The organism is Aliiroseovarius marinus (assembly GCF_050881025.1).
GTDB classification, from domain to species: Bacteria; Pseudomonadota; Alphaproteobacteria; order Rhodobacterales; family Rhodobacteraceae; genus Aliiroseovarius; species Aliiroseovarius marinus_A.
In genome coordinates, this window is sequence record NZ_JBNNXQ010000003.1 from 343,100 (window position 1) to 369,949 (window position 26,850).

A 26,850-nucleotide genomic window follows, 5' to 3' on the forward strand; every position below is an offset into this window, starting at 1 on the left:
TTCCCCGACGTCCCGATCCCCCTTCAGGCGCGGTGAGCACTCCTGTTGGAAACCTACCTATAAGGGTATGTAAGATGCAGTTTCGCGTCACCCCATTGGGGTTATGATGCCATTAAGTGTCGAATAATTGCCGTTTTTCTACCTAGCCCACAGCTGGTTAGCCTTTAAACTGGTCTCAATCTGAAGTGGAGATGCCAATGATTGGGATTGTTCTTTGGTATAGTGCGAAAAAGCGTATCGGGTTGGTGTGGTGTGAGGATCAGGGCCCCTTGGCCTATATCGGGCCGAGTGTGCAAATATCGGGCGATTTGGAGCGCGGCGCGCAGGTGAGCGTGCAGTATGACGAGAGCGATGGTTTTCGAACCGTGCGCCATCTTGTTGAAACAGATATTCCGCGCAGTGATCTGGACCCTCAGGACATTCTGACGGGATTTGATCAGCAGCAAGCCGGGAAATCGCCCGCGTATCTCAGCATTGTGGCCTGAGAAGACAGCTGTAGCCCGGTGCAACAGTTCCGGGCGCCCTGTGGCGCGTTCTGGTATCAAATCCTGGCGTGGGGGCGGGGTCCGCGGTTGAGCATGTATTCTGGGCCGTCAATCCACGCTGGCCCTCAAGAAACAAGAACGCCGTTGTCCCTCTGGCACAACGGCGTTCCTATACGCGTTTGAAACGAGATCGAAACGCCTCAAGCCCCGCGTGACAGCGCCGCCACGCCGGTGCGCGCGACCTCTGACAGGCCCAAGGGGCGCATCAGATCGGCAAAAGCGTCGATTTTTTCGGTGGTGCCGGTGATCTCGAAAACGAAACTGTCCAGCGTGCTGTCAACCACATTGGCGCGGAAGATGTCCGCCAGACGCAGGGCCTCGACCCGCTTGTCGCCGGTGCCTTCGACCTTGAACAGCGCCAGTTCACGCTCGACAGAACGCCCCTCGACCGTCAGATCATGCACCTCGTGCACGGGCACGATGCGGCCCAGCTGCGCCTTGATCTGTTCAATCACGGCAGGGGTGCCGGTGGTCACGATGGTGATGCGCGACAGGTGACCTTCGTGATCTACCTCTGCCACGGTGAGGCTTTCGATGTTGTAACCACGCCCGGCAAAAAGCCCGATAACACGCGCCAGAACGCCCGCTTCGTTGTCCACGACACAGGCCAGCGTGTGGCTTTCGATCACGTCCGAATTGGGGTCACGCAGGTCATAGGCTGATTTGCGTGAAGAGCCTTTTTTGATCTTGAGTGCAGACATTTAGAGACCCTCCTTAAACCAAAGTTGCGCCAGCGGCCCCGATGACGCCCTGCGTCTCGGCTTCGCCCATGAGCATGTCGTTATGGGGTGCGCCCGATGGGATCATCGGGAAGCAATTGGCGTGTTTTTCGACCAGCACGTCCAGAATGAACGGCCCGTCATAATCGAGCATTTCCTGAATGGCGTCATCCAGCTCGGCCGGGTCAGACACCTGACGGCCCTTGCAGCCAAAGGCCTCGGCCAGCTTCACGAAGTCCGGCAGGCTTTCCGACCAGCTGTGGCTGTAACGTTCGCCGTGCAGCAGCTCCTGCCACTGGCGCACCATGCCCAGACGTTCATTGTTCAGGATGAACTGTTTGATCGGGGCACGGAACTGAACGGCGGTGCCCATTTCCTGCATGTTCATCAGCCACGACGCGTCACCCGCCACGTTGATCACGCAAGCATCAGGGTGCGCGATCTGCGCGCCCAGAGACGCGGGCAGGCCATAGCCCATCGTGCCAAGGCCACCCGAGGTCAGCCAGCGGTTCGGATCTTCGAACCCAAGGAATTGCGCAGCCCACATCTGGTGCTGGCCCACTTCGGTCGCCACATAGCGGTCCTTGTCCTTGGTCAGCGCCTCAAGCCGTTCCAGCGCGTATTGCGGCTGGATGATGTCGTCCGTGTTGGTGTAGCTCAGGCAGCGGCGTTCTTTCCAATCCGCAATCTGGCCTGTCCAGGCCGACAGCCCGTCCTTGTTCACCTTGCGCCCGCGGGCCTTCCAGATTTTCAGAAGGTCTTCAAGCACATGGCCCACATCGCCAATGATCGGCAGGTCCACGTGGATCACCTTGTTGATCGAGCTGGGGTCAATGTCGATATGAGCCTTTTTCGACCCGGGGCTGAACGCGTCCACGCGCCCGGTGATCCGGTCGTCAAACCGCGCGCCCACGCAGATCATCAGGTCACAATCATGCATCGCCATATTGGCTTCATAGAGCCCGTGCATGCCCAGCATGCCCAGCCAATGCTTGCCCGAGGCGGGGTAGGCGCCCAGACCCATCAGAGTCGAGGTGATCGGAAACCCGGTCGCATCCACCAGCTCGCGCAGAAGCTGACAGGCCGCCTGACCAGAGTTGATCACACCGCCGCCGGTATAGAAGATCGGACGCTCGGCAGCCTCCATCATCTCGGCCAGTTCGGTGATCGCATCCTTGTCGCCGCGCATCGCGGGCGCATAATGGCTGGTTTCGGCCTTGGCGGGCGGCGTGTATTTCCCGGTCGCGAACTGAACGTCTTTCGGAATGTCGATCAGCGTCGGCCCCGGACGGCCCGAGGTCGCCACGTGGAAGGCCTGGTGGATCGTGTCCGCCAGCTTGTCGGTCTCTTTCACCAGCCAGTTGTGCTTGGTGCAGGGGCGGGTGATGCCAACAGTGTCGGCTTCCTGAAACCCATCCGTGCCGATCATGAAGGTCGGCACCTGGCCGGTCAGAACCACCAGCGGGATCGAATCCAAAAGCGCATCGGTCAGCCCGGTCACCGCGTTGGTGGCGCCGGGGCCAGAGGTGACCAGCACAACACCCGGCTTGCCGGTCGAACGCGCATAGCCTTCAGCGGCGTGCACTGCGCCTTGTTCGTGGCGCACAAGGATGTGGCGGATGTCGTTTTGCTGAAAAATCTCGTCATAAATCGGTAGGACAGCGCCCCCCGGATAGCCAAAGACTGTGTCCACACCCTGATCCTTCAGGGCTTGAACCACCATTTTTGCTCCGGTCATCTGACGTGTCATCTTATTCTCCGTTCCACGCGTCTTTCACTGTCCCAAAAGAGAGCAGCCAGCCTGTCTGTTCTTGTCGTCATCCAAGGCGTTTTGCAGCGCCTTGATATAAAAAAACCCCCGATTTTCGGGGGCGCATGGGATCGAAACTGGTCTACCGTTACCGGCCCATGCGCTTGGTTCCTACGATGACAAGTACGAGACGCTGCATCTCTCACTCTCCTTTGGCTGCGGGGACATTATGTTTCTTGAATGGGGGCGTCAACAGGGAAAAATGTATGAAATGGGCGATTTGTCGGGCAATTTTTGTAATATTGTTGCGCGGCTGGGCGGGTTTCCGAAATAACGGCGATTTTTGGCGGGTGGGTGGCAGGGGTGGGCCGCACTGCAGCATTCACGGCAGCTGTAACCCTTCTGTTACGATTTCATCATGTCCCTGTCATCTTGGGCAGGCATGCCTGCGCCACCAGCAGGGTGCCCGACATACGCGCGCCCCGTGCCATCTTAACCACCGGAGCGTCCGGTCAGACAGCCAAACGAGGACATTATGAAACCCACAGACATCACCGATCCGACAGATCTGTCCTGGGATGATTTCGACGAGATGCGCGACCCGCGCCCTGACACCAACGGGTTTGACGCCGTTGTGGATCGCGCTATTTCGCGGCGCGGCTTTCTGGGTGGCGCGCTGGCCTTTGGATCGGGGGCTGCGGTATTTGGCACCTCGATGCTGACGCCGGTTGCCGCCAAGGCCCACGGCCACGGGTTTGGGTTTGATCCCATTGGCATTGCCACGGATCACGAGATTCACGTGCCCGAAGGCTATCGCTCGCAGGTTTTGGTGCGTTGGGGCGATGCGCTCTGGTCCGAGGCCGATGGCGCCTATGACGGCGAGACCGGTGTTTCGGTGGACATGTCCGACAAGGTGTTTGGCGAAAACACCGACGGCATGGAGCATTTCGAGGTGGATGGCCGCGAGCTGATCGCGGTGAACTCGGAATATGTGAACCCGAAGATCAACTTGCCCGCCGAGGCCGAAGGCACCCCGCGCTCGGCCGCTGAGGTCAGCTTGCTGAAAAACCTGCAGGGCGTGACAGTGATGGAGATTGCCAACACAGGTGCAGGTTACGCGGTGGTGAAAGACAGCCCCTATAACCGTCGCATCACCCATGAGACAGAGATGCTGATTGCAGGGCCCTTGGCCGGTCACAAGCTGCTGCGCACCAAGGCCGACCCGTTTGGCACAACCGTGAAAGGCACGATGAACAATTGCGGCTCGGGCAAGACGCTTTGGGGCACCTATCTGACCTGCGAAGAGAACTTCAACGGCTACTTTGGCGCCACGGGCGAGATGCCCGCGGGCGAAGGCTATACGCGCTATGGCATCGGTGGCGAAGGCCGCTATGCCTATGAAAAGTTTGATCCGCGCTATGACATCTCGAACGAGCCTAACGAGCCGCATCGCCACGGGTTCATCACCGAGATTGACCCCGCCGATCCCAAATCGACCCCGGTGAAACGCACCGCTCTTGGGCGCTTCAAACATGAAAATGCCGAAATGGTGCAGGCCAGCGATGGCCGGGTCGTGGTCTATATGGGCGATGATGAGCGCGGCGAGTATCTGTATCGCTACGTCTCGAACGGCACCTGGGCCGAAGGGCAGGGCGGGGGTGATCTTTTGAATGACGGCACGCTTTACGTGGCGCGCTTCAACGATGATCAGACCGGTGAATGGGTGCCGCTGACGCCGGAAACCACCTCGATGAGCATCGAAGACATCCTGTGTTTCTCGCGCATGGCGGCCTCGAAGGTCGGCGCCACCACCATGGACCGCCCGGAATGGGTGGCCGCGAATCCGCTGAAGGCCGAAGCCTATTGCGCGCTGACCAACAACAAGAACCGTGGTGTGAAACCCAATGCGGGCGGTGATGACACCTCGGTCAATGCGGTGAACCCGCGTGAAACCAACCATTACGGCCAGATCGTGCGCTGGACGCCCGCAGGCGACAACCACGCGGCGGATGATTTCACCTGGGATCTCTACGTGATGGCGGGCAATCCGAAGGTCTATGGCAATGAATACGCCGGGTCGGACAACATCAACGAGGGCAATATGTTCAACTCGCCCGACGGGATGCAGTTTTCTTCGGACGGTCTTTTGTGGATCCAGACGGATGGGAACTATAAAAACGAAGGCGATTTCGAAGGTATGGGCAACAACCAGATGCTGGTGGGTCACCCCGAAACCGGCGAGATCGTGCGCTTCATGACCGTGCCCAACCGCGCCGAGGTGACCGGACTGTGCTGGTCGAAAGACAAGAAGGTTGGCTTTGTTGGCGTGCAGCACCCCGGTGGCAGCTGGCCTGATGGCGCCGGTCACCCGCGTTCGTCCATCGTGGCCTTCTGGCGCGAAGACGGTAAGCAAATTGGCTGATCTGCTGAGGCGGTGGTCTGCCCATGACCCCGCCCGGCCACATAAGCTTGAAAGGCGTGCCCATACGGGTGCGCCTTATTATTTTGCAGTTATATGAGTGGGTTGCCGGGCGAGTTTTACGTTGCCGTATCGGGCAGCGTGATCCCGGCGACCTGTTCGGCAATCGGGTCAATGGACAGCGGGTTCAGCTCGCTGTCATAATTCGCATCCGCCTCAAAGCTCTGCCATTGGCCTGCGCGATAGACTTCAAGACCAGAGAACTTGGCCTTGTAATCCATCTTCGGGCTGCCCGGCACCCAATAGCCCAGATAGATATAGGGCAGGCCGGCTTCGCGGGCGATCTGGATATGATCAAGGATCATGAATGTGCCCAGCGAACTGGACTGCCGATCGGGTTCAAAGAAGGAATAAACCATCGACAACCCGTCATCGAGCACATCGGTCAGGCAGACCGCGCGTAAAGGTCCAGTTGGCTCATCGCCCGGTGCCTGATCTGATCCGCGTTCTGAATACTCTATCACGCGGCTTTTGATCGGGGTTTCTTCGATCATCGCGGCAAATTCGAACACGTCCATATCCGCCATGCCCCCATCTGCGTGGCGGTGGTCAAGATAGCGGCGAAACAGCTCGTATTGGTCTTCGCTGGCCCAGGGTGTGCGCGCGCGCCGTTCCAGATCTGCATTGCGTTTCACCACGCGACGCTGGGTTTTCGACGGTTTGAAATCCGCGACCCGGATGCGGGCAGACAGGCAGGCGGAGCAATCGGCGCAGGACGGGCGGTAGAGCACGTTTTGAGACCGGCGAAACCCCTGTTTCGACAGGCTGTCATTCAGTGTCGGGGCGTGTTCCCCCTGCAGGGCGGTGAACAATTTACGTTCCATCCGCCCATCCAGATAGGGGCACTCCTGCGGAGCGGTCACGTAGAATTGTGGCGCGAGCGGCAGGGTATGGCGCATGGAACCTCGTTGATCTCGATTATCGTTACCTCGACACACAGCCTAACGCGGTGAAGGGCGGGCGGGCAAGCCCCGCGCCGCCTTAAGGTAAATAACGTGTCTTCAAGGTTGGAAACGGGCAGGGCGCGTGACCGCAGATCAATGCTGGTCAGCCGCCCGGTTGATCGCCGCCGTGCCCAGAACCATATCAACAAGGCCCTGACCACGCGCCGTGGTGAACATCATCACGATCGAGATCAGTTGAATCACAAAGGTCGTCATCGACAGATAGAAGCCCAGCGTGTGCAGTGCCGCGGTCTGGCGGTCAAAACGGTGGCCGTCATGGCGGCGCAGCTCGATGGCAAACAGGCGCATGCCCAGAGTGGCCGAGCGGCCCGTCAGGGTCAGCGTGCGATAGGTGAAGCCAACCGCCAGATAGATCAGCCCCCACAGGAAAAAGCCGATGCCCAGGGTCAACAGGCTGATCGCAAAGGTGATGGCGACAATCACGATGACATCCAGAACCCAGGCCGTCAGGCGCTTCATCGTCACGTCCTGATAAAACTCGGGCTGGCTGTCCGGGTCGGGCAGGCCCCAGCGGGACGGGGTTGCATGGGCATCGTGATAGGTCATTGGGGTCCTCTGAAGGGGAAAGTCGTGGGGGTATGCGGGTGACATAGCAAAATGGCCGGCCCCGGGGGAAGGGCCAGCCCTGAAGGCTTGCGCCTTACTTCTTTTTCGCGCGTTTGGGTTCGTCCAGAACCTCGACATCGTCGATTTCGTCGCTCTCGTCTTCGATGTCATAGGCTTCGTCGCGTGCGGTTTGGGCCGCTTCGGCGCGTTCGTCCATGAACTGGTCAAATTCCGACTTGTCCTTGGCGGCGCGCAGGCGTTCAAGGAAGGCCTCGAAAGCTTCCTGTTCGCTCATCAACCGGCGCAGGGTTTCTGCTTTATAGGCGTCAAAGGCGGTGTTGCCCGAGGTCGAGAACCCGTGGCGGTGCGACATATGACGGTCCTGCCAGGCTTGCGGGGTACGGGCGCTGCGGTGGGCACAGGATTTTGAGAACATGCGTTTGCTCCAGATCATATAGGCAAGAAGGGCCAAGCCAACGGGCCAGAAGAGGATGAAGCTGACGACCATGGCGGCGATCCAGGCGCCTTTGCCGCGTTCGTCCAGCCACGCCTCGGTCCGCGAGAACCATCCGCGGGGGGCGGCGGTGTAGTCAGTCGTATGGGCGGCGGTGTTCATGATGGTCTCCATTTTGTGTCGTTTGAATGTGAATGTCTTTCACATGACTAGGATGTGGGGATTTTCCCCGTGGCATCAAGGGGCAATGTGAATGTTTTTTACATAAATCGTATAGGGTGCTGATTTAGAACATTAAAATGAAAAAAGAGCGGTGTTGATTTACCGCTCTTTCTGGTATTTTATGGGGGATGTTTAGGCTGGAACTGCGCCGGAAGAAGCCTTTTGGCCCAATCGAGGCTTGAAGGCGCCCATGATCAGCTCTGTCACCAGCGGCAGCACATTGGACATGCCCACAAGGGCTTCGCGGGCTTCCAGCGCGTGGAAGGCGTCGCTGACGGGCGCGGCCGGGTCCCCGGCTTCAGCCAGCGCCAGCAGGTCGGGCATCATCGGCACAAGAAAGACAAAGGCATTCACCGCCAGAAACGCCTGACAGGCAAGCTTCACGATCAGCCAGCGCGCACGCTCTTTCCAGATGAAGAACAGGGCCAGATCACAGGCAAGCTTCAAGGCCAGCCCGGGCAGGATCAGAATATAGGCGCTGGTCAGCTTATAGCTATAGACGGTCACCGCCGTTGCCCCATCGGGCGCGCCGATGACCGCGCCGATCACGATGTGTGAAAGGATACCGCCGACATAAAGAATGCCGGCGATCTCGTTTATGAAGTCTAAAACCTTGCGCATCAGTCAGTCCGCTTTCCGAACCACATGCGGCTGAACAACCCGTCCTTCAGCAGGAATTGGTGATAGGCCCAGCCCGCGATATGGGCGAGGATGGTCAGGGCAAGGAGCTTGGACAGGATGCCATGAGCCGCGCGCGGGGGCAGGTCATTGAAGGTTTCCGGCAAAGGCGCGCCAGATCCGCCAAACACGATATCGGGCAGGCCCGCGCCCAGTGAAATGCCGATACCACTGGCCACCATCAGGAGGACAAATGCGTAAAGCGCCCAATGCGCCGCTTGCCCACCCATGTTCAAAAGGGCGTTCCCGGTGTCCGCTTTCGGCGGGTGTTGCGTGCGCAGCCGTGTGATCAGGCGAATAATCATCAGAACGCCGATGATCATGCCGACGCTCATATGCATGCGCAGGCTAAACAGCTTGTCCGGGCTGTCATTGGGCAGTGCAGCCAGAACCTGGCCACCCATGATCAGACCTCCGACGATCATTGCGGCCAGAACCCAATGCAGGGTGACCAAAAGGGGATGATAGCGTTTCATTGTGTTCTCCAATCTTTAAAAGACTCGACGTCATAATATTTGCAGCTGCAACAATAGCAAGATAAAACATTTGCAATTGCAATATTGGCAACCTATGGTCTTGCTTATGAACAAAAACAATTCCCTTTCAGACCGTGCAACAACCACGCGACAGACCAGCGTCGGCTGGATGTTCCAGCGGCTCGCGAGAACACTAGACCGGCAAATGACGGACAGGTTGGCGGCGTTCGGCCTGAAAATTGATCACTTCGTCGTTCTCATGACCTTGTCAGAGCGTGAGGACGTCACCCAAACCGAATTGGGCGACGGCATTTCCATGCCCAATTACGCGATCACCCGTGCCTTGGACCATCTGGAAGGCGAGGGGCTGGTCGAACGCCGGCCAGACGCCACATCCCGCCGGTCCCACCGCGTCTTTCTGACCGAGGCTGGCACCCAATTGATGCCCAGCCTGTTTGCAACCGTCAAAGCGGTGAACGAGACCTTCCTGGCCCCGTTGCCAGAAGCAGAGCGTGCCGATCTGACCCGGATATTGAGGGCGCTGATGGCCCCGGATGGTCAGACAAAGCTGCCGGGCTGAGCACCACAGGCCGCAATTAAATCAGCAGGTGCTGCGGGAAAGACATGGCGTGGGGTGCCTGCGGCCGCCCATACCACGTCGAAATCCGTCAGGCGCGCGTCGTAGAACGCTTTCACCGGGCTGATCAAGCCAACCGGGGATACACCTCCAATGGCGAAACCCGTCTCTGCGCGGATCAGCGTCGCATCCGCTTTGCCAAGCGGCTCGCCTGCAAGTGCCGACGCCTTTGTCGCATCCACCTGATTGCCGCCTGCGGTGAGAAACAGGACCACATGGCCGCTGCGATCGCCGCGAAAGATGATGGATTTGGCGATCTGGTCAATCTCGCAGCCACAGGCGCGCGCGGCATCCGCGGCGGTGCGCGTGCCGTCGGCCATTTCGCGAACTTCGGTGTTCAGACCCGCATCAATCAGCGCAGCCTTCACGCGTTTCAAGCTTTTGGACATCGGGACCTCCCATTGGTGTCGCGACAGTAGCGATGATGGCGCCCAAGGCAAGACCAGCGCGGCCCCCGCCATGTATCTTTGTCGCAGCGCCGCATCCCCTGTTGACCCGCCCGCAAGAGCCGCGCAATTTGAGCCTATGAGCCAAAATACCTTCGCCGCCCGTGTCACCCGAACCCCCATCGCTTTCGAGGCAGAACCAGCCCGCGAAATAGCCGATCAGTTTTCCGACCTGACACCTGATCTTCGCGATGTTCTGTCCGGTACGGCGGGCTGCGCACCCTATCTGAAAACGCTGATGGAAAAGCAGGCGGACTGGTTGCGTGAAGCGCTGACCATGGCGCCCGAAGACGCCATCGCTCAGGCCATGACCCAGATGGACCGCGACAGTGACAGCGCGTTGCGCAAATCCCTGCGTGTGGCCAAGCAACGTATCGCGCTTTTGACCGGGCTTGCGGACCTGGCAGGCGTCTACGCGCTGGAGCAAGTCACCGGCGCGCTGACCGATCTGGCGGATTTTGCCACGCATACCGCGATGACCTTTCAGGTGGGGCAGGAAATCCGGCGCAAAAAGCTACCCGGCATGGGCGAGGATGACGTTGAAACGGCGGGCGGCATGGTGGCGCTGGCCATGGGTAAGATGGGCGCGCACGAGCTGAACTACAGCTCGGATATCGATCTGATCATGCTGTTTGATGACAGCCGCTTTGAGGGCGCCGATTTCCACGAGGCCCGCGCCAGCCATATCCGCGCCACCCGCAAGATGAGCGCCATGCTCTCGGAACTCACCGAAGACGGCTATGTCTTTCGCACCGATCTGCGCCTGCGCCCGGACCCCTCGGTCACGCCGGTCTGCGTGTCGATGGAAGCCGCCGAACGCTACTATGAAAGCCTTGGCCGCACATGGGAACGTGCCGCCCACATCAAAGCGCGCCCCTGTGGGGGCGACATTGCGGCGGGCGCGGCCTATCTGACCCGCCTGCGCCCCTTTATCTGGCGCAAACATCTGGATTTCGCCGCCATTCAGGACGCCCATGACATGCGCCTGCGCATTCGTGAGCATAAAGGCCTGCATGGTGACATCACCTTGCCCGGTCACGACATGAAACTGGGGCGCGGCGGCATCCGCGAGATCGAGTTTTTCACCCAGACCCGCCAGATCATCGCCGGTGGCCGCGACGAGGGGCTCAGGATGCGCGAAACCGTGCCGGGGCTGGCCGCGCTGGCCGAGAAGGACTGGATCCCTTCCGAGGTGGCCGAGATCCTGACCCGCCATTATCGCTTCCACCGCACCGTTGAACATCGCGTGCAGATGATGCGCGACGCGCAGACCCATCTGCTGCCCAAGACGGAAGGCGAGTTTGACCGCATGGCCCGCATGATGGGCGAGGGCGACACCGCAGCGCTGAAAACCCGCATCCATGACGCGCTGGCCGAGGTGCACGAGGTGACCGAAAGCTTCTTTGCCCCGGATGGATCGGCGGCGGACAGTCGCGAGCTGTCTGAAACCGAGGCTGAAATCGTCGGGCGCTGGGAAACCTATCCCTGCCTGCGGTCCTCGCGCGCGGTGGAGATTTTCAACCGGTTGAAACCCGATCTTCTGGCCCGGCTGGGTGATGCGCCGCGCCCTCAGGATGCGCTGATCCAGTTTGATGGTTTCCTGAAACGCCTGCCTGCCGGGGTGCAGCTTTTCTCACTTTTCGAGGCCAACCCGACGCTGGTGGACCTGATCGTGGACATCGCCGCAACCGCGCCCGCGCTGGCCGCTTATCTGGGCCATAACGCCGGGGTGCTGGACGCGGTGATCGGGGGCGGGTTCTTCGAGCCTTGGCCCGGTGGCGCGGCGCTTGAGGCAGAGCTGGTGGCGCGCTTGACGAAGGCACCCGACTATGAAGCCAAGCTCGACACCACGCGGCGTTGGATGAAGGAATGGCATTTCCGTATTGGCGTGCATTTCCTGCGCGGGCTGATCCCGGCGCGCGAGGCGGGCACGCAATATACCGATCTTGCGGACGCGGTCATTCGCGGGCTGTGGCCCGTGGTGGTCGAGAATTTCGCGCTGAAACATGGCACGCCGCCGGGGGCAGGGGCCGCGATCATCGGCATGGGGTCTTTGGGCGCGCGCGCGCTGACGGCCACGTCGGATCTGGACCTGATCATTATCTATGACCCGGAAGGGGTCGATATGTCCGATGGCCGTCGCCCGCTGGCCACGCGCGCCTATTACGCGCGCCTGACGCAGGCCTTCCTGACCGCGCTGTCCGCCCCGATGGCGGAAGGGCGGCTTTACGAGGTGGACATGCGGCTCAGACCATCGGGGCGGCAGGGGGCGGTGGCGACCTCGATCGAAAGCTTCAAGGCCTATCAACGCGACGAGGCCTGGACTTGGGAACATCTGGCCCTGACCCGCGCACGGGTGGTGGCGGGGCCTGATGGGCTGCAGAGCGCCTATGAGGCTGCGCGCGCCGAGGTGCTGGGTTTTGAGCGCGATCCGGCGAAAGTGGTGGGCGATGTGATCGACATGCGCGCGCGCATCGCCGAGGCCAAACAGTCACGCGGCGCGCTGGACGCCAAACTGGGCGAGGGGCACCTGCAGGATGTGGAGCTGGTCGCTCAGGCGGCGGCGCTTTTATCGGCCAACACGCCGGCAGAACCGGACCGGCAGATTGCCGAAGGTGTCGCCATTGGCTGGTTTTCTGACGGTCAGGGGCAGGCCATGGCGGCCTCGCATGACCTAATGTGGCGCTTGCAGGCCGCGTCCAAACTGCTGACTGACGAGGCATTGGATCTGGAGGCGCTTGGACAGGGCGGGCAGGGGCTTTTGCTGCGCGAAACCGGGGCGGACAATAAAGACGCGCTGGTTCAGGACTTGGAAAACAAGGCACGGGCCGCCGCCCAGGCCATTGACGAGGTGCTGGCCAACCCTCCGGGGTGAGCGCCGGTGGGAGGAACAAGATGACGGAAGTGATCCAGGAAATCGACAAGCGCGGCCTGATCCGCGACAGCTATGTGATCGAGGGCATCCGGGTTGAAGAATGCCGGTCTATTTTTCTGGACTGGGCGCTGTTTGAAGATCACCCGATGTCCCAATCCGAGCGCATTCAAACCCTGTTGACGCACTTCGGCGCGGATCATCCCGATCACCCGATGACCACTGTGTTGCGGGCAGCGCTGGACGAGGCAGCAGCACCCAAACGGCGCGGCGGTCGGCGTGGCCGGGTGTCCGAAGGCTGAGGCGCTTCAGCGAACTGTTTCAAAAAGGAGACCCGCCCAACTGGGCGGGTCGCTTTGTTTTTATTGGCTTGCATGGCAGGGCCATGCGCGCGTCACAGGTCGATATGTTCGACTTCCTTGGGCAGGATCAGGTTCAGGATCACCCCTGCAACACCGGCCAGCCCGATGCCTGCCAGTGTGAAGCCACCGCCAAAGGGAATGGACAACCCGCCGATACCGATCACAAGGATGGTCGAGACGATCACCATGTTGCGGCTGTTGGTCAGCGCCTCTGCACCGATCCGCGCCAGCACCGTCAGGCCCACCACGGTCACCATGCCGAACATCAGGATCATGATGCCGCCCATGACCGGCATGGGGATGGTGCCAAGCGCGCCCGAGACTTTGCCCACGAATGCCAGGGCAATGGCGAAGATCGCGGCCCATGTCATCACGGCCGGGTTGAAGGCGCGGGTGAGCGTCACAGCGCCCGTCACCTCGGAATAGGTGGTGTTGGGTGGCCCGCCCACAAGGCCCGCAAAGACAGTGGCAAGGCCGTCACCCAGCATGGTGTTCTGGATGCCCGGTTCCTTCAGATAGTCTTTCTTGGTGACCGAGCTGATGGCCATCACATCGCCGAAATGCTCGATGGCGGGGGCAATGGCTACAGGCAGGATAAAGAGGATCGCAGCCAGATTGAACTCAGGCGCGACAAAGCCCGGCACGGCAATCCAGGCGGCATCCGAGAAGCTTTGGAAGCTGACCAGGCTCTGGCCGGTGATCGCGCCAAGGATCAGCGCGGCCACATAGCCCGCGATCACGCCGAAAATGATTGGCACAACCTTGATCATGCCACGGCCCCGAATGGCGATCAGCATCGTGGTGCCCAGCGACACGGCAGCCAGGATCAGCGCATAACCCTTGGGCATGATCTGTGTATCGCCCGCCAGACCTGTTGCCATATTGATGGCCACCGGGGCCAGCGCCAGGCCGATCACCATGATCACAGGACCTACCACGACGGGGGGCAAATAGCGGTGCAACCAGTCCGAGCCCCAGATGCGAATGGCAAAGCTGATCACCACGTAAAACAGGCCTGCTGCGGCCAGACCGCCCAGCGTGGCGGGCAGCCCCCATGTCTGCACGCCATAGATGATCGGCGCGATAAACGCGAAGGATGAAGCCAGAAAGACCGGCACCTTACCGCGCGTGACAATCTGGAAAATCAATGTGCCGACGCCCGCCGTGAACAAAGCCACGCTGGGGTCCAGCCCGGTCAGAAGCGGCACCAGAACCAGCGCCCCGAAGGCGACAAACAGCATCTGTGCGCCCACCAGTGCCTGTCCGGCACCGAATTTATAGTCTGTCTGCGTGATCTCGCGTGACATCCCGTCCCTCCATCTTGGTTTTCCGCTCTCTAGCGGGTTTCCCGAAGGGGGTCACGCAAAACTGTGATCTGGACTACGCGAGGTCATCCTGTGGACGCATCATCAGCCAGATCAGCGATGCACCGGCCAGTGCAAGGAAAGGCACCATGGCGATGTTCACCGCGCTCCAGCCTTCGACAGCCGTGCCGCCCGAGCAATTCATCAACCCGCCAGAGGCCAGCGACGCCACGGTCACACAGCCGAAAACGATCATGTCGTTCATGCCCTGAACCCGGCCGCGTTCCTCGGGCGCATGGGCGCCGGCCAGCATGGTGGTCGCGCCGACAAAGCCAAAGTTCCAGCCCACGCCCAGAAGAATGAGCGCGATGAAGAAGTTCTCAAGCTCCACCCCCTGCAAGGCAACAACCCCTGCCAGCCCCAGAATGCCAAGCCCCGTGGCGATGATCACGCGGGTGCCGAAACGGGCAATCAGGTGACCGGTGAAAAAGCTGGGCACAAACATGGCCAGCACGTGGGCGGTGACGATATTGCCCGCCATATCGGTTTCAAACCCGCAGCCCACAACCGCCAGCGGGGTCGAGGTCATCACAAGGTTCATCAAAGCGTAAGACACCATGCCACAGATGATTGCCACGGCAATCACCGGGTCGCGCAAAAGCTCCCGGCGCGACCGTCCCTTGGGCGCATCTTCATGCGGTTTTTCCGGCTTGGGAATGTCCAGCCCCAAAAACAGCAAAGACCCAATGAGGTTGATCGCGATGATTGCCACATAGGCGCCCAGAAAGGGCACCACCATCATGTCATTGGTCGCATTGAACAGTTGCGGCCCGATGATGGCCGAGGCCAAGCCCCCCGCCATCACGTAAGAAATCGCCTTGGGGCGGAAGGAGGCAGAGGCTGTATCCGCCGCTGCAAACCGGTAAAACCCTTGCGCCGATTGATAAAGCCCCATCAGAAAAGAGCCGATCAGGAAAATGGTGAAATCAGCCTGCATCAGCCCATAGGCGCTGATTGCGGCCCCGGCAGAACCACCCAATGTGCCCAGCCAAAACCCGATGCGCCGCCCATAGGTCTGCATGACCCAGCTGACCGGGTTGGCAAAAATCATCGAGCCGCCAACCATCAGCGAAATGGGCAGGGTCGCCCAGCACAGATTGGACGCCAGCGATTGTCCCGCCAGCCCCGCCATGGTGAAAATCATTGGCATCTGCGCGCCAAGAATGGCCTGCGCCAGCACAAGTATCGTCACATTGCGCTTGGCACGTGCATCATCAGCGGGGGTGAGGGTCGCGTCGGTCATGGCCATATGCGTATCCATGCATATAGCGTTTGGCCAGAGCGAAATTGTACCCCTTCAAAGGCGATGTTGTCGCAGTCAGCCGCTGCTACGCGCGGTCGATCAGATGTGCGAAACTGCCCGAGACCGCCCCGTTGATCAGACCCATCGGGGCCAATGCGCGCCCCTCGGCGTCCGTGGCTTCGAACAGGGGTGTCCCCTCGGCCAGCAGCGTGGTGGCATAGTGGAATTCGTGGGCATTCCACGGCCCCTTGAACGGGCCTTCTGCGGCGGTCAGGGCGCGGTATCCCAGATGCAGCTTGCGCTTGGCAAAGCTGGTTTCCAGCCCCAAAAGCCCTAGCATCTCATGGCGCTGCCCGTCTTTGTCGGTGATCGCCCGGCCAAGGGTCATATAGCCGCCGCACTCGCCATAGATCTGGCAGCTGGCGGCCTGCATGCCTGCTTTGAACCGTTCGGCCGCGGCCAGTTTGCCTGCGTGCAATTCCGGGTATCCACCGGGCAGGAAGATGAAATCGGCAGAGGCATCAGGCGCCTCATCCGCCAAGGGAGAGAAGGGCAGAACCTCGGCCCCGGCGGCGCGCCAGTCGGCCAGAATATGCGGATAGGCAAAGGCAAAGGCCTGATCCGAGGCCACGGCAATCCGTTGCCCCGGCGCGCTCAGCCGCGCGGCAGGGCCAGCTGCGGGGGCAATTGGTCCGGCCAAGGCCACCAGCGCATCCAGATCAATGGCAGCTTCCACCGCATCGGCCACCCGGTCCAGATAGGCTTGCAAATCAGGGTGTTCCCCCGCCTGCACAAGCCCCAGATGGCGCGAGGGATGTTCGACCCCATCTTGCCGGTAAACCGCGCCCAGCACCGGGATCAGGCTGTCTTGCAGGCTGGCACGCAACATGGCTTCGTGGCGCGGGCTGCCCACATGGTTCAGGATCACGCCCGCGACCCTGACATCCGGGTCATGCTGGGCAAACCCGTTGACCAGCGGTGCGACAGAATGGGCCAGACGCGCGCAATCGACCACCAAGACAACAGGCAGGCCCAGATGGCGGGACAGATCGGCAGTGGCCCCGCGCCCCTCGGGCGGGGCACCGTCAAACAGGCCCATGGCGCCTTCCACCAGCAACAAATCCGCGCCCGCGCGCGCCAGATCATGCAAGCGGGCAGGTGCCATCGCCCAGGCATCAAGGTTGGGGCAGTCGCGCCCGCAGGCGGCCGCGTGAAAGCGTGGATCGATATAATCGGGGCCGGATTTTGCGCCACTGACCGAGACGCCGCGCCGGGTGAGCGCGCGCAGAAGGCCAAGCGTGAGCGTGGTTTTCCCACTGCCCGATGACGGCGCAGACAGGATCAGGCCCATCGTGGCCCGCGCGGACATCAGCGGTCCTCGGCCGGGCGGCCACGCCCCAACGGGTCGGTGTTGCGCAGCGCGTCACCGGCGGCAAGTGCCTGCCAGTCCAGCGCCTGTCGCATCAAAACCGCACGCCCCACGCAAATGATGGCGGGCGCGCCATAACCGCCAGCGGCCGCGTCCTCGACGCAGGTGGCAAGCGTGGTTTCCAGCACGCGCTGCTTGGGCGTGGTTGCATCGCAGGTGATCGCAACCGGTTCGTCGCCGGACCGTCCCGCCGCGATCAGCGCTGAGCGAATGCGGTCCAGATGTTTCATGCCCATATAGATGACAATGACCTGCGACCCGCGCGAGATCGCCTCCCAGTCAAGCGAGCCGGGCGTTTCGCCCGATTGATCATGCCCGGTGACAAAGGTCACGGATTGGTTCACATCACGATGGGTGACCGGAATGCCCGCATAGGCCAGCCCGCCAATGCCCGCCGAAATGCCGGGAATGATGCGGATCGGCACGCCATGCTGCACCAGTGTCTGGCCCTCTTCGCCGCCGCGACCAAAGACAAAGGGGTCTCCGCCCTTCAGGCGCAACACCCGTTTGCCCGCCTGCGCCAGCTCGACCAGTTGCAGCGAAATATCGCGCTGCTTGGCCGATGGCTTGCCGCCACGTTTGCCCGCATAAATGATTTCGGCGGACGGGTTGGCCCAGCTCAGAATCTCGCGCGAGACCAGAGCGTCATGCACAATCACGTCAGCCTGCATCAGCGCATTCAGCGCATGCACCGTCAAAAGACCGGGGTCACCGGGTCCAGCCCCACAGAGCCACACCCAACCCGGTTGCAGTTCAGGCCAGTGCGCGCCGGGCAGGCGGGGCGGAAGATATGCGTCTGATTCACTCATGCGCCCCTTATGCACCCGATGTGGCGCGGCGAAAAGTGCTCACGCGACCTCTTGCAACGGATTGGCGGCGCGCGAAACCACCCCTATAGTCGGCGCCATGACAAACGCGCCTGCATCTCAATTGCGCCGGGGCTGGACCACCGGAGCCTGTGCCACCGCTGCCCTTAAGGCGGCGCTTGATGGGTTGTGGGGGCCGGGCGTGCCAGATGAGGTCACCATCACGTTGCCCAAAGGGGAAACGCCGAGTTTTTCCCTGGAAAATGCACAGTCGGGGGCCAACTGGGCCGAGGCAGGCGTGATCAAGGATGCGGGCGATGACCCGGATGTCACCCATGGCGCGCTGATCCGGGCGCGCGTGGCGCAAGGCGTGCCGGGGCAGGGCATTCGCTTTCATGCGGGCGAGGGCGTGGGCATCGTGACCAAACCGGGCCTGCCCATTCCCCCCGGCGAACCTGCCATCAATCCGGTGCCGCGCCTGATGATGAAAGGCGTGGTGCATGAATGCGCCGCCGCCTATGGGCGCCCGTCGGATGTGGACATCACCATATCCGTGCGTGACGGCGCGGCCTTGGCGGAAAAGACATGGAACCCGCGCCTTGGCATCAAGGGCGGGCTGTCCATTCTGGGCACCACCGGCATCGTGCGGCCGTTTTCTTGTGCGGCATGGATTGCCTCGATCCACCGCGGTATCGATGTGGCGCGGGCCGAGGGGCTGACCCATGTGGCCGGCTGCACCGGGGCCACCTCGGAGGCCACCGTGCGCGGGCTTCACGGCCTGCCGGAAAGCGCGATGATCGACATGGGGGATTTCGTGGGCGGCATGCTGAAATACCTCTATAAAAATCCGGTCGAGCGGGTCACCATCGGCGGCGGGATCGGCAAGCTGACCAAGCTCGCGCAAGGGGCGCGGGATTTGCATTCGGGCCGCAGTCAGGTGGATTTCGCAGCGCTTGCAAAATGGACCGAGGTGCCCGAGGTGGCGCAGATGAACACTGCACTGGAAGTCTTTGAAAAACTTGGAGAAGATTTCGCGATGCAGATCGCCTGCATGGCCCGCCACGAGGCGCGCTCGATCCTGCGGGACAGGCCTGTCGCGCTTGATGTGGTGGTGATTGACCGGCAGGGCGCGGTGATCGCGCGGGCCACATGACGCTTTTGTTGATGGCGGGCACCGCCGAGGCGCGCGCACTGGCGCGGCACCTTGCAGCGCAGGGGGTAGACACCATCGCATCCCTCGCCGGTGTCACGCAGGCGCCCTTGTCCTATCCGCTGCCCCTGCGCAGCGGCGGGTTTGGCGGTGCGAAGGCGCAAGCGCGCTTCATGATCGATACGGCCATCACCGCCGTGATCGACGCCACGCATCCGTTTGCCCAGCAAATATCGTCCCGCACTTATCAGATTTGCACAGAGCTTGGTCTGCCCTATCTGCGCCTCATGCGTCCGGCGTGGCAGGCGGGCGACGGCGATGATTGGCGTGATATTGCAACGCCGTCTCAGGCGGCAAAGATCATCCCGACAGGGGCGCGGGTGCTTTTGGCCACAGGGGCAAAGTCGGTTGGGGACTGGGCAGAGCTTGCCGCGGGGAGAATTCTCTTTTGTCGCCGCGTGGACGAGACAGCTGAGGGATTTCCTTACGATGGCGACTGGATTGTCGGGCGGCCTCCGTTTTCGTTCGAAGAGGAACGCGCCTTATTGGCCGAGCGCCAGATTGACTGGATCGTGACAAAAAACGCAGGCGGTGTGGCGGATGCAAAGCTTCTGGCGGCGCGCGCCTTGGGCCTGCCCGTGGCGATGCTGTCGCGCCCCGAGCCACAGGCTTGTGATCACGTCGAAACCCCTGAGGAGGCGCTTGAATGGCTGGCCAGACAGAGCCTGTGATCACGGGGCAGGCCTGTTTGCAGGAAGGCGCGCGCTGGCTTTGTGATCACGATCCGCGTTTCACGCAAGTTATGGATGAAATAGAGGAAATTCCCCTGCGCTTGCGCCCGGATGGGTTCGCGGCCTTGATGTTTGCCATCGTGGGCCAACAGGTCTCAACCGCCTCTGCGGCCGCAATCTGGGCGCGGGTCGAGGCGGCCGGCATGGTCACACCAGAAGCGGTGACCGCCGCCAGTGCCGAAGATCTGGCCGCCCTTGGCCTGTCGCGCCCCAAGATCCGCTATGCGCATGCGTTGGCCGGGGCGGGACTGGATTATGCAACCCTGCGCGCGGCCTCCAGCGCAGATGTGATCACAACGTTGACCGCCGTGCCCGGTATTGGACTATGGACCGCCGAGATTTATGCGCTGTTTGCCTTGGGGCGGGCGGACATTTTTCCGGCGGGTGATCTGGCCCTGCAAGAGGCTGCGCGTGTACTGTTTGATCTGCCCGAACGCCCCAAGGAAAAAGACCTGCGTCAGATGGCCGAAAATTGGTCCCCGTGGAGAGGCGTTGCAGCGCGGCTTCTCTGGGCCTATTACCGCATTGTAAAACACCGTGAAGGGATTGCTTGATGACACGTATTCTGGACATGAAACGCCGCGAAGCCGCCTCGGGCGACACCAAATCCGTTGTGGTGTTTCTGCATGGCTATGGCGCGGACGGGGCCGACCTTCTGGGGCTGGCCGATCCCTTGTCTGAGCATATGCCCGACACAACCTTCATCGCGCCCGATGCGCCCGAGAAATGTCTGGGCAACCCTATGGGTTATCAGTGGTTCCCGATCCCCTGGCTGGACGGATCGTCGGAAGAGGACAGCATGCGCGGGGTCGAGATGGCCACGGATGACATCAACGCTTTCCTCGATCAGGTGCTTGAAGATGAAGGCATAAGCCCCTCGGAACTCATTGTTTTTGGGTTTTCGCAAGGCACGATGATGTCGCTGCGGGTCCTGCCGCGCCGTGACGAGCCGATCGCCGGGCTGGTGGCGTTTTCGGGCCGTATGCTGGAGCCCGATGACTTTGCAGAACACGTCGTATCCAAGCTGCCGGTGCTCTTGGTGCATGGCGATCAGGACGACATGGTGCCGCCCGCGCATTTCTCTGAAAGCGGCGAGGTTTTGCAGGGCGCGGGCTTTGAAACCTATGGCTTCATCATGAAGGGCACGGGGCATGGGATTGCCATGGATGGATTGTCCGTGGCGCTGAGCTTCATGCTGGACAAACTGGGACTGGCTCAGCCTGAGCAGGGCAAATAACCCTGTCACATCCCTGAGACAATCGCGTGCTAGCCCATTGGTGACCCCATATGTTGGGGTTGTCAGGTTGCCCTATCTATATATAGTCAACCTATCAGCATGGGGCGGGTGTCCCGTCCCGACAACCGGTCCCAGAGGCCGGACAGGCGATCGGGCGAGGATGTGTGCATGATGGATGGAGACTTCAGGACAGAGTTTGTACGTGAAGGCGGCGGGGTCAAAAACCATTCGGCGCTGGTGCTGAACGCTGACTTCAGACCTTTGTCGTATTACCCGCTGTCACTTTGGCCCTGGCAAGAGGCGGTGAAGGCGGCAGTTTTGGACCGGGTCAATATATTGGCCGAATATGACGAAGTGGTCCGAAGCCCGTCGCTGGAAATCAAAATCCCCTCGGTCGTTGTTCTGAAAGACTATGTAAAACCTCAAAAGCGCGTGGCCTTCACGCGCTTTAATTTATTTCTGAGGGATGAGTTTTGCTGCCAGTATTGCGGCGCGCGCGGGGATCTGACCTTCGATCACGTGGTGCCGCGGGCAAGCGGAGGGGTGACCAGCTGGGAAAACGTGGTGGCAGCCTGCCAGCGCTGTAACCTGAAGAAAGGGTCAAAACCCTTGCGCCGCTCGGGCCTGTCCTTGCGCAAACCCGCCCGCCAGCCCACCGCAGAAGAGCTGCGCAATGTGGGCCGCAAATTCCCGCCCGGCCATTTGCACGACAGCTGGCTGGACTTTTTATATTGGGACACCGAACTGGATGAGTGATCTGTCGGTTTTGGCATGACGTGACGGGGCTTTGGCGCTAGCGTCATTCAAAAGAGAGGTCCCATGTCTGATCCGTTCTTCACGCCCGTCTCGGGCTTTGATCTGCCGCGCTTCGCCGGCGTGCCCACTTTCATGCGTCTGCCGCATGTGGATTTTGATCACCCGCGCTTTGGCGATGTCCAACTGGGCCTGATCGGCGCGCCCTGGGATGGGGGCACCACCAACCGACCCGGCCCGCGCCATGGGCCGCGCCAGTTGCGCGACATGTCCACCATGATCCGCGCGCAGAACGGCGCAACGGGCGTGCGACCTTTCGAGGCGATGAACTGCGCCGATCTGGGCGATGTCGCCCCAAATCCGGCGGATGTGATGGACAGCCTGACGCGGATGGAGGCCTTCTATACCCGTGTGCATAAGGCGGGTATCCGCCCCCTGACAGGCGGCGGCGATCACCTGTGCACCCTGCCTATTCTGCGCGCTCTGGCCAAGGACGCGCCTGTTGGCATGGTGCATTTCGACAGTCACACAGACCTGTTTCACTCCTATTTCGATGGCACGATGTACACCCATGGCACCCCCTTCCGGCGCGCCGTTGAAGAGGGGCTTTTGGACCCCAAACGCGTGGTGATGATTGGCATTCGTGGCACGGCCTATGACAGCGAGGACCGGGATTTCGCCGATGCTGTTGGCATTCGCGTGATTCCAATCGAGGAATTTCACGCCCGCGGTGTTGATGATGTCATGGCCGAGGCACGCGACATCGCCGGGCAGGGCGCAACCTATGTCAGCTATGATATTGATTTCGTAGACCCCGCTTTTGCGCCGGGCACGGGCACGCCCGAGCTGGGCGGCCCGAACTCGTTTCAGGCGCTTGAAGTGGTGCGCGCGCTCGACGGGGTGAACATCATTGGTGCGGATCTGGTCGAGGTCTCTCCGCCGTTTGATGCTTCGGGCGGGACGGCCTATCTGGGGGCGTCGATCATGTTCGAACTGCTCTGCGTGATGGCCAAAACAGCATAAATCAAGCGGGTGGCAGCGTCATGGTCTTGTGACCTGTGCGATCAATGCTAGACTCGCGGCGAGCAGAGTTGTAGAAGCCGGTCTTAGAAACCGTTAGCGCTAACAAGAAACCGGAGAAACCCATGGTCTCACGCGTAATTCCCGTCGATCCGTTCGACCTGGTGATCTTTGGCGGCACAGGAGACCTGGCGCGCCGTAAAATCCTGCCCGGTCTTTATCGTCGATTTCGTGACGGGCAGATGCCTGATGGTGCCCGGATCATCGGGGCCGCCCGCACGGATATGGACAGCGAGGCCTATCGGGATTTTGTCGAAGCGGCGGTGCGCGAGTTCGTATCGAAACGCAAATGCGACCCGAACACGCTGAAGGCTTTTCGCGAAACACTGGATTTTGTGACGGTTGATGCGCTTGGAGATGATGGCTGGGCCGATCTGAAAGCGGCCATGTCCGGCGATCGAGTGCAGGCGTTTTATTTCTCGGTCGGGCCGCGTCTGTTTGGCCCGATTGCTGAACGTCTGCACACAAAGGGCATTGCCGGGCCTCAGGCGCGGATCGTGGTGGAAAAACCCTTTGGGCACGATCTGGAAACGGCGCGTGCGCTGAACGCCACGCTGGCTGCGCATTTTGACGAAAGCCAGATTTACCGCATTGACCACTATCTGGGTAAGGAAACCGTGCAGAACCTGATGGCGCTGCGCTTTGGCAATATGCTGTTCGAGCCGCTGTGGAATGCGCAATATGTCGACCATATCCAGATCACGGTGGCCGAAACCGTGGGTGTTGCGGGGCGCGGTGGTTACTATGACCGGTCGGGTGCGATGCGGGATATGGTGCAAAACCACCTGATGCAGTTGTTGTGTTTGACCGCGATGGAGCCGCCCTCGAAATTCGACCCCGATGCGGTGCGCGATGAAAAGCTCAAGATCATCCGTGCCTTGGACCCCGTGGCGCCCGAGGATCTGGTGCGCGGGCAATATGCGGGGGACGCAGAGACCGAAAGCTATTTGCAGGATGCGGAAACGGACAAAAGCGATACGGAGAGCTTTGTGGCGATGAAGCTGCATATCTCGAATTGGCGTTGGAATGGCACCCCGTTTTACCTGCGCACGGGCAAGCGCCTGAAGGCGCGCATGTCCGAGATTGTGGTGCGGTTCAAAGAACCGCCTCATTCGATTTTCGAAGAGGATACCGGGCAATCCGCCAACGAGCTCTCCATTCGTCTGCAACCCAACGAAGGCATGGACCTGAAGGTCACGATCAAAGAGCCGGGGCCGGGGGGCATGCGTTTGATTGATGTGCCGCTGGACATGACGTTCGCCGAGGCGCTTGGCGAAGAGGCCGCGGATGCGCCTGATGCGTATGAGCGGCTGATCATGGATGTGATCCGTGGCAACCAAACGCTCTTCATGCGCGGGGACGAGGTCGAGGCCGCCTGGGCCTGGACCGATCCCATCATCGAAGCCTGGCAGGAACGGCGCGACGCCCCGGCGTCCTATGAACCGTTCTCGACCGGGCCGGAAGAGGCGCTTATGCTGCTGCACAAAGATGGTCGCCGCTGGAGGGAGATCCGCGAATGAACCTGATCGAATATGCTGACCGCGATATGATGATGCTGGATCTGGCAGACAAGCTGGCATCCGAGCTCAGTTCCATGTTGGACCACGAAGATCGTGTGTCGCTGGCGGTGCCGGGCGGTACGACGCCGGGCCCGGTTTTTGATGCCTTGTCGGCGGTCGATCTGGACTGGGCGCGGGTGGATGTGCTGTTGACGGATGAACGCTGGGTGCCCGAAACCAGCCCGCGTTCGAACACGGCTTTGCTGAAATCCCGACTTCTGGTTGGCCACGCGGCCAAGGCACGTCTGGTGCCGCTTTATGGCGGCACCGCGCAACCCGAGGACAGTCTTGCGGACCTGTCGGAAACTGTGGCCGCCCTTGCGCCGATCTCGGTTATCTTGCTGGGCATGGGGGAGGATATGCACACGGCGAGCCTCTTTCCCGGTGCCGACCGTCTGGCAGAGGCCATGTCGCGCCACGCGCCGCCGCTTATGCCGATGCGCGCACCGGGGGCGGACGAGCCGCGCATCACCCTGACCGCACCGATGTTGAATGGCGCGCTGTCCAAACACCTCCTCATTATCGGGGCTGCCAAGCGGCAAGCGTTGGCGGATGCGCTCGAAGCCGATGATGTTCTGGATGCACCGGTCAAGGCGGTTTTGTCCGATATGCAGGTTCATTGGGCTGAATGAACCCGTCTTGTAACCCCTGGAGATAAAAGTGATTTTTGATGATCTAAAGGCGCATCGCAAAGCGCAGGGCAAGGGCCGCATTACGGATTTATTCGCAGGCGATGAAACGCGCGCCGCGCGGTTTTCAACAAAAGCGGCAGGGCTTTATTTCGACTGGTCCAAGACCATGCTGGATGACAAAGCCGTCGAGCTTTTGTTTGCGCTGGTGAAAAAGCGCGGTGTTTTGGAACGGCGCGCGGCCATGGTATCGGGTGAAAAGATCAACGAAACCGAAGAGCGGGCTGTGTTGCACACGGCTTTGCGCGCAGGCGCCGATGCGCGCGTCATGGTGGATGGCGAAGATGTCATGCCGGGTGTTCGTGACACCCTGTCGCGCATGCGCGATTTTGCCAAACGCCTGCGGGCTGGCCAGATCAGACCTCCGGCAGGGGGACGGTTTCGCGATGTGGTGAATATCGGCATCGGCGGGTCCGACCTTGGACCGGCCATGGCGGTGCAGGCGCTGTCACCCTATCATGACGGGCCGCGGGTTCATTTTGTGTCGAATGTGGATGGGGCGCAAATCTCGGATGTGTTGGCCGGGCTGAACCCGGCTGAAACTCTGGTGATCGTGGCGTCAAAAACCTTCACCACAATCGAGACCATGACCAATGCGGAAACCGCGCGCGAGTGGCTGACCCGAAATATGGGGGCCGAAGCGGCCGCGCTGCATTTCATCGCCTTGTCTTCCAATGATGAGAAAACCGCCGAATGGGGCATTGCGCCGGAACGGGTTTTCGGGTTCGAAGATTGGGTCGGCGGACGCTATTCGATGTGGGGGCCTATCGGGTTGGCCCTGATGATCGCCATCGGTGCAGACAGGTTTGAGCAATTTTTGGCCGGTGCAAAGGCGATGGATGATCATTTCCTGACCGCCGAAGGCAGGGACAATATGCCCTTGATGCTGGCGTTAGCCGGGGTTTGGCATCGTCAGGTTTGCGGCTATGAGACCCGCGCGATTTTGCCTTATGAACAAAGGCTTGCGCGTCTTCCTGCCTATCTTCAGCAGCTAGAGATGGAAAGCAATGGCAAGCGTGTGGCGCTGGATGGACGCGCGCTGGATTATCCATCTGGTCCCGTGGTCTGGGGCGAGCCGGGCACCAATGGGCAACACGCTTTTTACCAGCTGATCCATCAGGGCACCGATGTGATCCCGTGCGAGTTCATGATCGGCGCGGACGGGCATGAACCGGATCTGGCCCACCAGCACCGGCTTTTGATCGCCAATTGCCTGGCCCAGTCACAGGCGCTGATGCAGGGGCGCGATATGGTCACGGCGCGCGCCCTGATGAAAGAAAAAGGGCTGACAGGAGACGCGTTGGAACGGCAGGCCGCGCATCGGGTGTTTGAGGGCAATCGCCCCTCGACCACGCTGCTTTATCCCAAGCTCACACCTCATGTGCTGGGGGCCATTGTTGCGCTCTACGAGCACCGTGTTTTTGTGGAAGGCGTGATCCTTGGCATCAACTCGTTTGACCAATGGGGTGTTGAACTGGGCAAAGAGCTTGCGCTGGCACTGGAGCCGGTCGTGTCGGGAGCTGCGAAGGCTGACAAGCTTGATGGATCAACGCAAGCATTGGTGGCCGAGCTGTCTAGGGCGAAGCCGGAATAACCTT

The 26,850-nt window shown here is 60.9% G+C and carries 26 protein-coding genes; 14 read left to right on the top strand and 12 right to left on the bottom strand.

Annotation, left to right across the window (positions count from 1 at the left end):
- The first annotated feature begins 197 nt into the window (after positions 1-197).
- The gene (locus tag ACRY08_RS10885; RefSeq protein ID WP_432449948.1) at positions 198-485 is read left to right on the top strand and encodes a hypothetical protein; all 288 of its coding nucleotides are present in this window, start codon (positions 198-200) and stop codon (positions 483-485) included.
- Positions 486-685: 200 nt separating this feature from the next.
- On the opposite strand, the gene ilvN is transcribed toward ACRY08_RS10885, so the two are convergent.
- Both ilvN and ACRY08_RS10895 read right to left on the bottom strand, forming a co-directional pair.
- Positions 686-1,246, bottom strand: a complete 561-nt coding sequence (gene ilvN / locus ACRY08_RS10890) for an acetolactate synthase small subunit (RefSeq protein ID WP_432449949.1) — start codon at positions 1,244-1,246, stop codon at positions 686-688.
- Between the two features lie 13 nt (positions 1,247-1,259).
- Positions 1,260-3,014, bottom strand: a complete 1,755-nt coding sequence (locus ACRY08_RS10895; protein WP_432449950.1) for an acetolactate synthase 3 large subunit — start codon at positions 3,012-3,014, stop codon at positions 1,260-1,262.
- 535 nt (positions 3,015-3,549) lie between these two features.
- On the opposite strand from ACRY08_RS10895, the gene ACRY08_RS10900 reads away from it, so the two are divergent.
- Positions 3,550-5,436, top strand: a complete 1,887-nt coding sequence (locus ACRY08_RS10900) for a PhoX family protein (RefSeq protein WP_432449951.1) — start codon at positions 3,550-3,552, stop codon at positions 5,434-5,436.
- Between the two features lie 116 nt (positions 5,437-5,552).
- Here ACRY08_RS10900 and ACRY08_RS10905 read toward each other — a convergent pair whose 3' ends face one another.
- The 5 genes from ACRY08_RS10905 to ACRY08_RS10925 all read right to left on the bottom strand — a co-directional run bounded on the left by ACRY08_RS10905 (position 5,553) and on the right by ACRY08_RS10925 (position 8,834).
- Positions 5,553-6,392 carry an arginyltransferase gene (locus ACRY08_RS10905; RefSeq protein WP_432449952.1) on the bottom strand — a complete coding sequence of 280 codons (840 nt, stop codon included), beginning with the start codon at positions 6,390-6,392 and terminating at the stop codon, positions 5,553-5,555.
- Positions 6,393-6,530: 138 nt separating this feature from the next.
- A complete protein-coding gene (locus ACRY08_RS10910) occupies positions 6,531-7,004 on the bottom strand; it encodes an RDD family protein (RefSeq protein WP_432449953.1) in 474 nt (157 codons plus the stop codon).
- 94 nt (positions 7,005-7,098) lie between these two features.
- Positions 7,099-7,620 (bottom strand): DUF2852 domain-containing protein, encoded by a 522-nt coding sequence (locus tag ACRY08_RS10915; RefSeq protein WP_432449954.1) that lies wholly within the window; start codon positions 7,618-7,620, stop codon positions 7,099-7,101.
- Positions 7,621-7,812: 192 nt separating this feature from the next.
- Complete coding sequence (locus tag ACRY08_RS10920) at positions 7,813-8,301, bottom strand: enoyl-CoA hydratase (RefSeq protein WP_432449955.1); 489 nt, start codon at positions 8,299-8,301, stop codon at positions 7,813-7,815.
- Entirely contained in the window at positions 8,301-8,834 is a 534-nt protein-coding gene (locus ACRY08_RS10925; RefSeq protein WP_432449956.1) for a cytochrome b, read from the bottom strand. The genes ACRY08_RS10920 and ACRY08_RS10925 overlap by 1 nt, the downstream gene beginning before the upstream one ends.
- Positions 8,835-9,039: 205 nt before the next feature.
- Between ACRY08_RS10925 and ACRY08_RS10930 the strand changes: the two genes are divergently transcribed.
- Positions 9,040-9,414 carry a MarR family winged helix-turn-helix transcriptional regulator gene (locus ACRY08_RS10930; RefSeq protein ID WP_432449957.1) on the top strand — a complete coding sequence of 125 codons (375 nt, stop codon included), beginning with the start codon at positions 9,040-9,042 and terminating at the stop codon, positions 9,412-9,414.
- On the opposite strand, the gene ACRY08_RS10935 is transcribed toward ACRY08_RS10930, so the two are convergent.
- Positions 9,393-9,860: a YbaK/EbsC family protein gene (locus ACRY08_RS10935; protein WP_432449958.1), complete on the bottom strand. Its 468-nt coding sequence runs from the start codon at positions 9,858-9,860 to the stop codon at positions 9,393-9,395. The two genes, ACRY08_RS10930 and ACRY08_RS10935, sit on opposite strands and share 22 nt — an antisense overlap.
- A 136-nt stretch (positions 9,861-9,996) precedes the next feature.
- On the opposite strand from ACRY08_RS10935, the gene ACRY08_RS10940 reads away from it, so the two are divergent.
- Positions 9,997-12,792, top strand: coding sequence for a glutamine-synthetase adenylyltransferase (locus ACRY08_RS10940; protein WP_432449959.1), 2,796 nt, complete (start codon positions 9,997-9,999; stop codon positions 12,790-12,792).
- A 20-nt stretch (positions 12,793-12,812) separates the two neighbouring features.
- Positions 12,813-13,091: a hypothetical protein gene (locus ACRY08_RS10945; protein WP_432449960.1), complete on the top strand. Its 279-nt coding sequence runs from the start codon at positions 12,813-12,815 to the stop codon at positions 13,089-13,091.
- Between the two features lie 92 nt (positions 13,092-13,183).
- On the opposite strand, the gene ACRY08_RS10950 is transcribed toward ACRY08_RS10945, so the two are convergent.
- The 4 genes from ACRY08_RS10950 to cobA form a co-directional block, all read right to left on the bottom strand.
- Positions 13,184-14,458 carry a uracil-xanthine permease family protein gene (locus tag ACRY08_RS10950; protein ID WP_432449961.1) on the bottom strand — a complete coding sequence of 425 codons (1,275 nt, stop codon included), beginning with the start codon at positions 14,456-14,458 and terminating at the stop codon, positions 13,184-13,186.
- Positions 14,459-14,531: 73 nt separating this feature from the next.
- Positions 14,532-15,758 carry an MFS transporter gene (locus tag ACRY08_RS10955; protein WP_432449962.1) on the bottom strand — a complete coding sequence of 409 codons (1,227 nt, stop codon included), beginning with the start codon at positions 15,756-15,758 and terminating at the stop codon, positions 14,532-14,534.
- An 85-nt stretch (positions 15,759-15,843) separates the two neighbouring features.
- Positions 15,844-17,127, bottom strand: coding sequence for a cobyrinate a,c-diamide synthase (locus ACRY08_RS10960; protein WP_432449963.1), 1,284 nt, complete (start codon positions 17,125-17,127; stop codon positions 15,844-15,846).
- Entirely contained in the window at positions 17,127-17,996 is an 870-nt protein-coding gene (cobA, locus tag ACRY08_RS10965; protein ID WP_432449964.1) for a uroporphyrinogen-III C-methyltransferase, read from the bottom strand. The genes ACRY08_RS10960 and cobA overlap by 1 nt, the downstream gene beginning before the upstream one ends.
- Positions 17,997-18,093: 97 nt before the next feature.
- On the opposite strand from cobA, the gene ACRY08_RS10970 reads away from it, so the two are divergent.
- The 9 genes from ACRY08_RS10970 to pgi all read left to right on the top strand — a co-directional run bounded on the left by ACRY08_RS10970 (position 18,094) and on the right by pgi (position 26,846).
- Complete coding sequence (locus ACRY08_RS10970; protein WP_432449965.1) at positions 18,094-19,146, top strand: cobalt-precorrin-5B (C(1))-methyltransferase; 1,053 nt, start codon at positions 18,094-18,096, stop codon at positions 19,144-19,146.
- Positions 19,143-19,874 (top strand): cobalt-precorrin-6A reductase, encoded by a 732-nt coding sequence (locus tag ACRY08_RS10975; protein ID WP_432449966.1) that lies wholly within the window; start codon positions 19,143-19,145, stop codon positions 19,872-19,874. The genes ACRY08_RS10970 and ACRY08_RS10975 overlap by 4 nt, the downstream gene beginning before the upstream one ends.
- Complete coding sequence (locus ACRY08_RS10980) at positions 19,850-20,488, top strand: DNA-3-methyladenine glycosylase family protein (protein ID WP_432449967.1); 639 nt, start codon at positions 19,850-19,852, stop codon at positions 20,486-20,488. The genes ACRY08_RS10975 and ACRY08_RS10980 overlap by 25 nt, the downstream gene beginning before the upstream one ends.
- Positions 20,488-21,171: an alpha/beta hydrolase gene (locus tag ACRY08_RS10985; protein ID WP_432449968.1), complete on the top strand. Its 684-nt coding sequence runs from the start codon at positions 20,488-20,490 to the stop codon at positions 21,169-21,171. The genes ACRY08_RS10980 and ACRY08_RS10985 overlap by 1 nt, the downstream gene beginning before the upstream one ends.
- 171 nt (positions 21,172-21,342) lie before the next feature.
- Positions 21,343-21,927, top strand: coding sequence for an HNH endonuclease (locus ACRY08_RS10990; RefSeq protein ID WP_432450279.1), 585 nt, complete (start codon positions 21,343-21,345; stop codon positions 21,925-21,927).
- 63 nt (positions 21,928-21,990) lie between these two features.
- On the top strand, positions 21,991-22,947 hold the full coding sequence (locus ACRY08_RS10995; RefSeq protein WP_432449969.1) for an agmatinase: 957 nt from the start codon (positions 21,991-21,993) through the stop codon (positions 22,945-22,947).
- A gap of 122 nt (positions 22,948-23,069) precedes the next feature.
- A complete protein-coding gene (gene zwf, locus ACRY08_RS11000) occupies positions 23,070-24,524 on the top strand; it encodes a glucose-6-phosphate dehydrogenase (protein WP_432449970.1) in 1,455 nt (484 codons plus the stop codon).
- Positions 24,521-25,195, top strand: coding sequence for a 6-phosphogluconolactonase (gene pgl / locus ACRY08_RS11005; protein WP_432449971.1), 675 nt, complete (start codon positions 24,521-24,523; stop codon positions 25,193-25,195). The genes zwf and pgl overlap by 4 nt, the downstream gene beginning before the upstream one ends.
- 22 nt (positions 25,196-25,217) lie before the next feature.
- Entirely contained in the window at positions 25,218-26,846 is a 1,629-nt protein-coding gene (gene pgi / locus ACRY08_RS11010) for a glucose-6-phosphate isomerase (RefSeq protein ID WP_432450280.1), read from the top strand.
- The last annotated feature ends 4 nt before the right edge of the window (positions 26,847-26,850 follow it).